At 37.3% G+C, this 10,712-nt stretch carries 14 protein-coding genes and 1 pseudogene; 3 read left to right on the top strand and 12 right to left on the bottom strand.

Annotation, left to right across the window (positions count from 1 at the left end; translation table 11 throughout):
- Positions 1–129 precede the first annotated feature (129 nt).
- The 3 genes from HYG93_RS05785 to HYG93_RS05775 are packed head-to-tail and all read right to left on the bottom strand — an operon-like array spanning position 130 to position 1,834.
- A complete protein-coding gene (locus HYG93_RS05785; protein WP_178962035.1) occupies positions 130–780 on the bottom strand; it encodes a hypothetical protein in 651 nt (216 codons plus the stop codon).
- Between the two features lie 7 nt (positions 781–787).
- On the bottom strand, positions 788–1,396 hold the full coding sequence (locus HYG93_RS05780; protein ID WP_178962033.1) for a hypothetical protein: 609 nt from the start codon (positions 1,394–1,396) through the stop codon (positions 788–790).
- A gap of 3 nt (positions 1,397–1,399) precedes the next feature.
- Positions 1,400–1,834, bottom strand: coding sequence for a Panacea domain-containing protein (locus HYG93_RS05775; protein ID WP_178962031.1), 435 nt, complete (start codon positions 1,832–1,834; stop codon positions 1,400–1,402).
- A gap of 249 nt (positions 1,835–2,083) precedes the next feature.
- Between HYG93_RS05775 and HYG93_RS05770 the strand changes: the two are divergent.
- From HYG93_RS05770 to HYG93_RS05760, 3 genes and pseudogenes are all read left to right on the top strand, one after another.
- Positions 2,084–2,306, top strand: a pseudogene (locus HYG93_RS05770) (excalibur calcium-binding domain-containing protein).
- On the top strand, positions 2,285–3,391 hold the full coding sequence (locus HYG93_RS05765) for a hypothetical protein (RefSeq protein WP_178962029.1): 1,107 nt from the start codon (positions 2,285–2,287) through the stop codon (positions 3,389–3,391). The pseudogene HYG93_RS05770 and the gene HYG93_RS05765 overlap by 22 nt, the downstream one beginning before the upstream one ends.
- 322 nt (positions 3,392–3,713) lie before the next feature.
- Positions 3,714–3,986: a hypothetical protein gene (locus tag HYG93_RS05760; RefSeq protein ID WP_147396009.1), complete on the top strand. Its 273-nt coding sequence runs from the start codon at positions 3,714–3,716 to the stop codon at positions 3,984–3,986.
- Between the two features lie 21 nt (positions 3,987–4,007).
- On the opposite strand, the gene HYG93_RS05755 is transcribed toward HYG93_RS05760, so the two are convergent.
- From HYG93_RS05755 to HYG93_RS05715, 9 genes are all read right to left on the bottom strand, one after another.
- On the bottom strand, positions 4,008–4,592 hold the full coding sequence (locus HYG93_RS05755; RefSeq protein WP_178962027.1) for an N-acetylmuramidase family protein: 585 nt from the start codon (positions 4,590–4,592) through the stop codon (positions 4,008–4,010).
- 367 nt (positions 4,593–4,959) lie between these two features.
- A complete protein-coding gene (locus tag HYG93_RS05750; protein ID WP_121523713.1) occupies positions 4,960–5,157 on the bottom strand; it encodes a hypothetical protein in 198 nt (65 codons plus the stop codon).
- 97 nt (positions 5,158–5,254) lie between these two features.
- On the bottom strand, positions 5,255–5,641 hold the full coding sequence (locus tag HYG93_RS05745) for a hypothetical protein (protein WP_178962025.1): 387 nt from the start codon (positions 5,639–5,641) through the stop codon (positions 5,255–5,257).
- Positions 5,642–5,692: 51 nt separating this feature from the next.
- Complete coding sequence (locus HYG93_RS05740; RefSeq protein ID WP_178962023.1) at positions 5,693–6,571, bottom strand: LamG-like jellyroll fold domain-containing protein; 879 nt, start codon at positions 6,569–6,571, stop codon at positions 5,693–5,695.
- Positions 6,572–6,574: 3 nt separating this feature from the next.
- On the bottom strand, positions 6,575–6,808 hold the full coding sequence (locus HYG93_RS05735; RefSeq protein WP_178962021.1) for a hypothetical protein: 234 nt from the start codon (positions 6,806–6,808) through the stop codon (positions 6,575–6,577).
- The gene (locus HYG93_RS05730; RefSeq protein WP_178962019.1) at positions 6,801–8,708 is read right to left on the bottom strand and encodes a hypothetical protein; all 1,908 of its coding nucleotides are present in this window, start codon (positions 8,706–8,708) and stop codon (positions 6,801–6,803) included. The genes HYG93_RS05735 and HYG93_RS05730 overlap by 8 nt, the downstream gene beginning before the upstream one ends.
- Before the next feature lie 7 nt (positions 8,709–8,715).
- Entirely contained in the window at positions 8,716–9,108 is a 393-nt protein-coding gene (locus HYG93_RS05725) for a hypothetical protein (protein ID WP_178962017.1), read from the bottom strand.
- Complete coding sequence (locus HYG93_RS05720; protein ID WP_372658621.1) at positions 9,105–9,341, bottom strand: hypothetical protein; 237 nt, start codon at positions 9,339–9,341, stop codon at positions 9,105–9,107. Before HYG93_RS05720 ends, HYG93_RS05725 begins: the two co-directional genes overlap by 4 nt.
- Before the next feature lie 59 nt (positions 9,342–9,400).
- Complete coding sequence (locus tag HYG93_RS05715; protein ID WP_178962013.1) at positions 9,401–10,672, bottom strand: hypothetical protein; 1,272 nt, start codon at positions 10,670–10,672, stop codon at positions 9,401–9,403.
- Between the last annotated feature and the right edge of the window lie 40 nt (positions 10,673–10,712).

Raw genomic sequence — 10,712 nt, 5'->3', positions numbered from 1 at the left:
CAAGCAAAAAATGGACAATGCCTATCCAAAATTGGAAATCTGCTATGAACCGCTTTAGTATCATGTTTGAAGAGCGTGTAACCAAGTATTTTTAAAACTGTATTTACACAGAATTATTTACACCCTCCCCTAAGGTGCTTTTTTTAAATTCTGCCATAACTTACTTTCCATCTGCTCTACATTCTTAAGCTCAACAAATTTGTATCTATAGTCCCTACTGACTAAAGTGTCTTTATCCACTAAAACCAAAGTATCAGATACTTTCTCAACTAAGTACCACTCTGTAGAATCACCTTTAAGCATTATTTTATTTGATGCCTCTTTTGGAAATTCATAGTTTTTACTCATACCATTCACAGCGGGTGCAACAACTAATGCCATAAAAATACAAACTGACTTAACAATTAAACTTTTTGTTATATTGAAAAAGATTAATATATTTAAAAACAATAATTTTAGAACCAAATCAAAAAATGTCATATCAAAGATTGGAAGGTAATGTGTACTAATAAATACTAAATTAATAAATATTACGAATTTCCAAGTTATCTTTTCTAAAAAATTCAGTTTCATTATTGAATAGCTATATAACGAAACTAAAGCAAAAAGTATTGAAGAATATGAACTTAATGCCAATTCCGTATATGAAAATGAGCTAATTAGAAATTGCAAATCGAATAGCAATAAGTACCCAACTTTATAAAAAATCCCAATAATTAAAGGAATAAGAGTTATTATAGGAATATAAGTTAGTACATCATTAATTTTTAATTTATTCATTTCATCGTTAATCTACAGTATAAATAATATGCTTTCGCTCATACCAAACTAGGAAAAAATGTGCTTGTAATACATACCCCCAAGCTCTTTGAGTATTACCCAACCTGAATCGAAAAATATTATCTGAAAATTCATCTAGATCTAATTCTAGAAGCCATCTTTCTTGTGCTTCCTCATGCAAGTCAGTCAATTCATGACCGTGATGCATTTTATGTCCGGTATCAGAAGAAAAAGAATCTATTTCTTTCCAAGTTAGTTTAGAAAAATCTATAAATTTAGGTTCAATTTCCGAGTTCCATTCAGTAGTATTCCATGCTCGACTTTCCCCCCAAGACCAATGATCTAATCTGTCTGCTTTAGATATACACCAAGTAACCTTATTTGAAAAACGTGAAGTTTTGAGAATGGGTGTTAGGACTGCTTTGGCCTGTTCTTCAAGTTGTTGACGCTCTATATGTGGAGCGACGTATAATTCTTTCTTTGAAGTTTTTACAAGCTCAGCTTGTTTAGGTTCTTTTTCAGATAAAAGTATATTTCTTACTTTAATGCTTTTTTGCTGTTGCTCATCTAACCTTAATTGCTGTCTTTGCAGTCTTTTTTCTCTTTTGGAAACCATGGCTTATAGCCCAGTATAATATTCATGCATAGAAGCTTTTGTAATAACTGTATTACAGCGCGCACCAGGTTCACAATCCCCACGAGCATTTACCCAAGGATCTTCTTGGTGAGTTAAACTACTTAGCCATTGGGCACTTTTCTCACCATAATAGTCTAATACTTCATCAACAGATTCTCTTTCTGCATCAAGTAAATTATTTGCATTTGCATCAGGAAATAATTCTGACGATACCTTAAACATGCCTTTGTGCTTTTGATAAAGCTCTGGGATTACAGGTCCATTTGCCCAAGCTTGAAAATCTTCTACAAATAATTCTTCATCATCCCAAGTCATGTGCCAAGCCTGAGAGTAGTACATTAATTTTTGTAATTTCATTGCTGAAATTTTACCCATTTTTTCTGTGATATATTTTGCTACATCAAGAAATTGAGCCATATTTTGTACCCTAAAAAAACAATAGATATAAAAAATGGCAAGTTTACTTAAAACTCACCTTATTGGTAAATTCTATACTATTTTTAGAACTAGAAGTGACTAATTTGTAGTTTTGTCAACCAATTTTTAGGACTAAAAATAGGATTTGTCAACCAAGTCCTTATTTATACGACTTTTTGACTAGATTCATTGAGCAAACAAGCTCAGAGTTGCTAGACTTCAGCTAATGTTTTGACTTTAAAATAATTTATGAAATTTCTACTCATTTTAGTTTTGGGGTTCATTTCCATCCAAGTTTATGCAAAAAAAATGCGCTGACTTTTCTACGCAACAACAAGCACAGAAATGGTATGAGCAAAGAAAGAAATCAGGACAAACAGGCTGGAAAAGTTTAGACCGCGACGGTGATGGTCAAGCATGTGATTGCTTGCCAGGTGGAAATGGGAAGAAGTGCCCGAAGAAGAAAAGATAAACACACCGACTTTAAATTATCACTTTAAAGAATTGACCAACTTAATAACTAATGAGAACTCCATGAGTAGCTACCAAAATATTTTAAATGATTTTCTGGAACATTGGCCTTTAGAAAAGGTTGAAGCAATATCTCTTGACCAATACGTCGATATACAGAACCGTGCCACATTTACACAGTGGGTTGAAAATAGAACTATTGAATTAGGTTCTATTAGTGGCTTGTTTGGATCTAGAATGTTTGGTATGTACAAACGAAATGGTTCAGATCCATTAGATGGATATGCAAATGATGAGCTTTACACATGGAATAAAAAATACGGAAATGACAGAAATGTAGCATTTTCAGAGATCAAGAAGCATTTAATCGATATCATTAATTGTTCTTTAACTGGGAATTTTTCAAAAATTGATGCGATCCCTATTCCTGATATTTTTAAGTGGAAAGTTGCTTACCTCTATTCCAATGAAAGACTCATTCCTATTTTCCAACGGGAAGTTTTAAAAGAAATTGCCACCTACTATGGCTTATCTGTGAATAGTAAAACTACTGTATCTGCAATTCAAAAAGTACTCATTGATAATAAACCATTAGATTTGAACACTCATGAATTTATGGTTGAACTTTGGGCGAAGTTTCGTCCTCAAAAGAAAAAACCGAAAGGTATAAGCACGCCCCAACAAGATCAAGGAGAAAAGAGTACAAATGATCAAAAACGGTCAGGAACTTCATCTTATATTGCGAAACAAACCCACAATATAATACAAAATAAATTGCGAAATATGCTTATAGCTGAATATGGGGAAAGTTGTGTTGCTTGCGAAAAAAATTATGTAGATTTGACTCTTACTTATAAGGATACCATCACGCTATATGAGGTTAAATCCGATGCCTACGCTGCTACATGTATACGGCAAGCATTAGGCCAAATTATCCAATATGCACATCGACTAGATCCTACAAAGAAAGTAAAACTTTATATAGTTGGGCAATATCCCTTAAAGGATAATGAGAAACCCTATCTAAGCTACATTCAGAAAAACTTTAAAGTCGACCTTAACTATATGAATATTGATCTTACGTAATAGTTTAATCATGGTAGAGCGTCACACGGCGCTCTATTTAAAAAAAGGTATCGGCAGAAACATTGAAACGCTCGGACAGCGCCTTGATGTGACGGATTAATTTATCAGCCATCAACACGCTTTCAAAAAACCATTTTTGACTTTTTGAAAAAAATTAAGCTGACGTTTGATAAAAAACGACTACAAATAAAATATTTACCATCAACAATACATTCATAATTTAAACAAATTTTACATGGAAATAACATGTGAATAATTATAAAAATATTCTCGCAACATGTATAAATTTCAAACAAAAAATTACTTATAAAAGGCTAAAATTATGAAAAAGATATTATTCTTCATGACATTTTTACTTCTACCACTCAGCATGCTCAGCCATGCTGCATGGACAACTACCGAAGGACCACCAAATTGGGGGCCTTGGTATTTATATCAATCAAATATAAGCACATATACAATTGAGTGCGTGTATAAGAGAAAAGAAATCAAAGAAAATAATAGCTCTTCTGGGATGAACTCAATTCGTACCGAAACACAGCGCCTTCAGATTTCTCGCTATCCTTTTGGACGTTGCCCTGACACAATGAATTAAATATTAAACCAATAAAAGCCCTCAATTGAGGGCTTTTTTATACGCATTAGCTAACTTCACATCATAGCTATTCTTTGCATAAGCACTACCGTTATATCCACGAGCAAAGGCTTTCCAGTCCTTATTTTTAAGTGTATTCACTAGGCCATTCACTTGTATGTATCGACACATAGCTTCTAATTGCGAGGCTTCATCTTTATACATGGCATTAATAAATGCCTGCAGAGATGGATAGCCAAGCGATTGCCAGTGATACCCCATTACCTGCCCAATGCCCCAGCTTGCTGATTCAAGTGCGGATGCACGATGATACTGAGCAGCAGCATTCAAACGGCCATGTTGGGCTGAATATAAGCCATAACCACCATCAGTTTTATTGCACAGATCTGGGCGCTTAATCATCATTTGATCTGCAATTTTAGATTGGCCATTTGCGATCAAACGCTGCCGCATTACATGACGTTCAAACAAAATGACTGGTGTATTTTCGGCATTAAACCCAGAGCTTTTACATTCGACTTCAATGACTGCACGTAATACGGCGCTTTCAACACCTAATTTCTTAGCTTGTTCTAAAACTAGCTCTGCAGTTAATTTCTTACACATTTCACTTTCCTTTAGACATAAAAATAGCGCCTTATGGCGCACAGATGATAAAAAACCGACCTCTAAAAGAAGTCGATTTAAGATTTGATAGCTAAGATAATTTCAGGCAATTTCCAAAATAGAATTGGAATGGAAAATAATATCAAGAAGGCAAAAATAGTTTGCCATAATCCATGTTTTTCAATAGACACTTTTATAAGCTCCACTATTGGTTTAGAATATTCGAACATAGATTGATCATGTCTCCTTTCCTTTAAGTTGATATGAAAAAACCCCGATGCTTCCAACATCGGGGTTTTTCTTTAGGTATAAAAAAACCGCCCGAAGGCGGTATAAATTACAATTTAGTATTCAGCTTTAGTCAGCATTAAGCCATTGACCAAAGTTCATAATATTCTTGGATATCTGGGTTCAAAAATTCATCATTTTCTGAGTCATAATTAAATGGTTTGTTCTGCAAAAGTTCAGTGCAATTCAGTGATGTTAGATATTTTTTTAAGAACTTCTTAAAAGATTGAATCTTCTCTGGAAAAACACTTTCTTCATCCCACAAAATTGTATGCATGGAAAAGACTCACAATTTAATCTAATTGTGCGGATTATAGTGACAACAAAACAACCATACAAGAAATAAATGTGACTTACTTATCAATAATTAACAATTATTTCTTAAGATCATCCTTTGCTTCTTTCAAATATTTCACAACTTCAATTATCGTTTTGCCTTCTTGTTTGTTAATAAAATTAAAAGTCCAACGCACAATAGCCCAACCAGGTAAACCACAAATAAAGAAGAACCCGCCTAAGGCAATCATTCCCCAAATATCAGTTACCCACTCATGTAGGCCCCATTTCACGATGATGAAAGCACCACCAGTAAGGCTAGATACAACCGTGCAGATCAGGCCAACTGCCCACTCCTGTGGTGAGCGTGGTAAGCGCATCATAATGACAACCGTTGCAACCAAGCAAATAGCTAAAGTTACCGCGACTGCAGCACCATAGAATTTTAAAAACGCGGCAAACCCACTTGTGGACACTGGTTCCATTTATTTTCCCCCTATATTTTTTTGGCAATAAAAAAGCACCTAGTGAGGTGCTTAGAATTCGAAGTATGGTTTATTCATCGGTACATATGCTCCAGCATACCGAGCCACACCTTTTGTGATACGAATTGCATCGTATGTAGCCACGGTTTTATATGCAAATGTACGCTCAAGCCCTAGCAGTAACACTGATCCAGCTGTATTAATCGCGCCTGAATATGTGCCTTGCGCAACAACATTGCCGTTTACATAAAGTCGCACAATATTGTTTTCATCACGATCAAAAGCAATATCGTAGTAAACATTTGCTGTAATCGTTATATTTGAAAAAAGTTGAAATGTTTGGTTTAGCTCAAGTGCTAATACGTTTGTATTTCCATTGAAAAGTAAATTCCACCCCTTCCAGTACACATCTGGTGAAGCGCAACATAAAATCCCGCCATACATTTGATGTGATTCGAACTTGAATCGCATCTCAATTGTGAATTTCCCATCGAAATTCCAGTCGTTAGATGTCGCTGACTGCACACCTCCGTCAACAAACAAAGCTTTTCCATCACACGCATTAGAATCGTCAATAATGAATGCAGAACCTGCCCTTAATGTAAAAATGTGCTCTTTTACATCATTGATCAATGAGTCAGAAATTGCTGCTGACATATTTGAGATCATTACAACATTGCTGAAATATTCATCTCCCACTGCAGCTCTTATGTAGATCTCTTCACTAAACTCTTCAATCGAATCCCTAATAACTCCAATGCGATAGTAATAGTCGTTGTTTGGTTCAGTTGTGAAATCCTCATGATACATTGTTGATGATGTACCAATCGGCTGCCCTAAATTTTCTATAGCGGTTGAAACTGAATTTCTATAAATATTGAAATAATCAAAGTGCCCAAATTGAGCAAACTCGAGTCTTACTCCCGCCATTGTCTAAACCTCAATCTGAATAATTTCACCGCTGCTTGGCGCTAAACGCTTTATTTCTGCATCACCGATAAACACGGTGGCACCTAAGTTATAGCGTGTTGTGCTGGTACACATCACAAGACCCGAACCATCGATAACCAAAACTTTGTAATTGGGGTGATCTTCACTGGTAATCGTACCAATAAATTCAGGCGCTTTCGGCAATAAACCAATCAGTCGCTGCAATGCATTACTCATGATTTACACGCTCCACCTTGACTGTTTGATTCACTGTTGAATGGGTAAAAGCAACACTAATACTATCAACAACACCCCACCATTCAGCATTGAATGCCAATATTTCCCCGGGCATACACTCACCAATATTTGATGAGATAGGCATGGTAAACGTGTGGGTTTCAACCATTCCGGCTTTTGCTAATTTTGCTTTGCCGAAAGCGCCCATGCTGACATGATCAAACAGCGGATTATTTTCAGCAGGCAATAGTGTATCTGCGCTTGTACCAGCTCGTTTGACTTGAGCCATCTTTCCGCTGCGGTCGTTTGTGAGTGTGATGCTGTTGTAGTCTGGATATACCTCGTAGTCAGTAGACTGTATTGTGACAATACTTTCGGGGATTAATCGATCATATTCATCAATGGTCAGTGAATCCCAAAAGGTCTTTTTATAAAGCGGTTTGATGGTCAGCGCATTACTATTTTTTTCGCTATACACAAACCCGCCACCACTTTCGGCAATCATTTTAATCGCGGAAATCGGTGCTAAATTGCTATAGCTCAAGCTGTTATTAGCAACGATCCAGCCCAACTCATCAATCAATTGCCAGTTCAGTTGTGTATCACTAAAGACTCGGTCCAACTCAGCTTGGCATAGCTGCACTGATGTGCGTTCATTCTCTTGAAGAAATGAGCGTACAGCTGCATATGGCTCTGAAAGTAATGCCGTTTGGCTCCGACCAGTAAGTACATAAACATCTTGTGCAAACTTGAGTGAGCGACTGCGGTTTTCAAGAAGCATTTGGTGTTCATTGCCATTCACCATGATTTTTAGAATCACAGGTTGGCCACTAATCGGTTCAAGTTTTGGCAATCCGCTTGCTGGTACAGTCAGACTGTAAGACCAGCACCATCGGCTGCGGTCTGTGCTGTAATTTCCATCCAGCACATTTATTTCCTCGCCATTGTCCAGGCGAGTTACAGATAAGGTATTCAATATGTGCCACCAATTTTTATTTGGAATTGCTGGAAAGCAAGCATCTGCACCAAAGTTCAGCTCAACATTGTGAGAATTAACCTCATGACAGACGCATACAAAATTAAGGTCGCCCGCGCCTTCATATTTGGGAATCTCAGGTTCTGGCCACGGCTTAATCAAATGCTTGCGATAATGAATCGATTTGGCTTTATCCCATGAAATGTAATCTTTCGTGACCAGCTCTAAGCCTTTATCCCAATCAAAGCTGAAGCGCTTTTCGAACACATGCGCGACCTGATGTGAAAATGAAATATTTCGACGCTTTCGAATCATCTCTTGATGAGAAAATTCACGGTTTAATTGAAGTTTTATTGATTCATCAAAATACAAATCACATGCAATGCGAATTTTTAGATTTTCTTGCCAGCGCAGCACTTGCTTTCGACTGAGTTTTAAGCCCTGATCAAATTCTGCATGAATAGATTCAGATAAAGTTAAACCTCGTTCAAAGCCAACTTCATTGCCATGACTAATTACTAAGCTTTCATCAAAAAAAAGAGCCTCATTTGAGACTCTTAACATGGCTTTAGCCCATGGTATTTGAGCGGATCCAATCCTAGCTACGGCCTTTTTAAAGACAGTACTTAATCCGAGCTCAACACCAAGTTGATGATTGATGTCTTGAAAGCCCACTGACAATGAAATAAATCTACAGTTTATGTATGTATTGATGTAACCACTATTATCAACTGGCTGTAGATTTGAACCTACAATTTCCACAATAAAGCCAGTGTTAAATGATGCTCTAATATAATTAGCAACTAGATCTGGATCATAAACGGCATGCAAATCAAAAGGCGCTGTTAGAGTACTTGGCTCAACAATATCAAGATAATATGCTGTGAGCGAATACGGCTTTTTGTGTTCGTAATTATCGCTCATATCACACCTAAATCACTGGTTTTAAAATTATCGAATCAAGGCGCTGTGTAGCACCCATCACAATATCGTAGCTATTCAAAATAATATCTAAACCCATTTCAAAATCAGCCACAGCATCGCCATTTGCATTAAACAGCCTCGCCCAGACCACAGTACCTGTTTTGAGCGCTAAAACATCATTGGTTGGTTTAAGCTCAATACTGTCTTCATTTAAGCGTTTAAAGCATGGTTTGGGTAGTGTAAGCGTTGCAAGTTTTGCGGAATCATCCGCAGGGATTAATATGCTTTCAGGTTTTGCAGACTCATAATAAATAAAGGAAGCGTTTCCGCTTCCCGAGTCAATAAAATCAGCCAGTGCTCGCAGTTGCGCAAGCCCAGCTTTGAGTGATGGTGAAATCATTTTGGCACCACATTATCTTGAATTACCGCATTGAACTGATGGTTACTGTCGAAAGCAACAATGAAAGTTTTTAAATTCGTATCAAGACCTGCGAATTGATATTTACCATTTGCATCTGGTTTTCTCACCGCAAGCGGGCTTAAATTCCCTTTGTTATATAAAACCACTAAAGCATTTTTATACTCATTACCTAGTTTTTTAGTTGAACCGCAAATTGAAGCAACTGAGCCCACTCCAATCAGAGAGCCTTGCAGTAGATTCCCGCCATTCAACACCCTTCTTCTACATAGCCTCATGACAACTCCCCAAGATAAAAGAGAATCCCACCAACAGACCTAAAAATTGATAAAGAATCATAAACATACATCGAATTTTCAGAAACTAGCGGTGTCGTATTAACGCCACCAAGAGTACTCCCTGAAAATGCAATGTGCTTAAAAGTTCCTCTTAAATATGTGTCATCATCAACAAGCGGTATCTCTAAGGCCCCAACATTATTTTTATACATATTTGACTGGCCTGAAGCGTAGGAAGGCATCATTGGGCTGGCCCATCGACTATTTGATATTTTGCTAAGTACATCAAATTGAGGCACCTGAACACTTGCTTCCCCCGCCCCGAACATAAAAGGGTGTGTACCTGTGTCACGGCTTTGATTGGCGTAGTTAAGCCCATTATTTGCAGTATTTATTCGAGTATAAGCTGCTAAAAACCACGGTGGCACCACGTCGTTAGGCAATGCTGAATTAAATAACCCACAGCCACATAAAATCTTATCAGCACTACCAGCGGTCATAGACCGATCCAAGTAAAAACAATCTTGATCACCAGTTAGAGTAAAGTTTCTAGTCCCATTATTTGGAATTGAAGACTCACCATCGCCACTCATAACATAGTTGCCATAATTAGCATAATGCCATCGCGACCAACCTCGGATTACATTACCGCTTGTTCCACTGATTTTCCAGTTCTTTGTAGGGTTGGCAGTATCCATGGGCAACTGAAGGACTTCTGGATTCTCAAAATCATCAATATGATCCATATGTTCAAGCAGGCCAACCATTGCTGATTTTGCATAGCTAGAATTATATGAGTTCACGCCATCAGAAATAGTTTCATCTACACGAATATACGGATGCTGTACTGTTGGATTTTTGGCGCGGTACACGCGCTTAACATCCTTATCATCACGAAAAATAATGTCATAACCCAGTGATGCTAATTTTCCAGCTCCTTTAGTTGTAATTGCAGTCTCAGCAATGGTGTTTGCTGGTTTTAGGATTAACTGCGTGTCACTTGGCACACCTTTAATTCGATACTTTTGATTTAAAGATGATGACTCAAAACCAGTAAGTTCAACAACCTGCAGCAGCAACGCTTTGTGCGGAGAAAATAGTGTTAAATGCAAATCCCCTTGCTTATCGATTGCTGCTGAAGTCACACCTGGCAGTTCGACCCCATTTACTAGACAAGCATCTAAGAGGCGAATCATATCGCCCCAAGTATTGCTCAGCACTAACCCATTCAAGTGGCTAAAAAATTGAACTTCTACATCTGTTGCCATATTTGAAAGCCCATAAAAAAGACCGCCAAGGCGGTCATAT

This window comes from Acinetobacter sp. SwsAc6 (genome assembly GCF_013391565.1).
GTDB classification, from domain to species: domain Bacteria; phylum Pseudomonadota; class Gammaproteobacteria; order Pseudomonadales; family Moraxellaceae; genus Acinetobacter; species Acinetobacter cumulans.
This window is presented reverse-complemented; position numbering and strand designations above follow the sequence as displayed.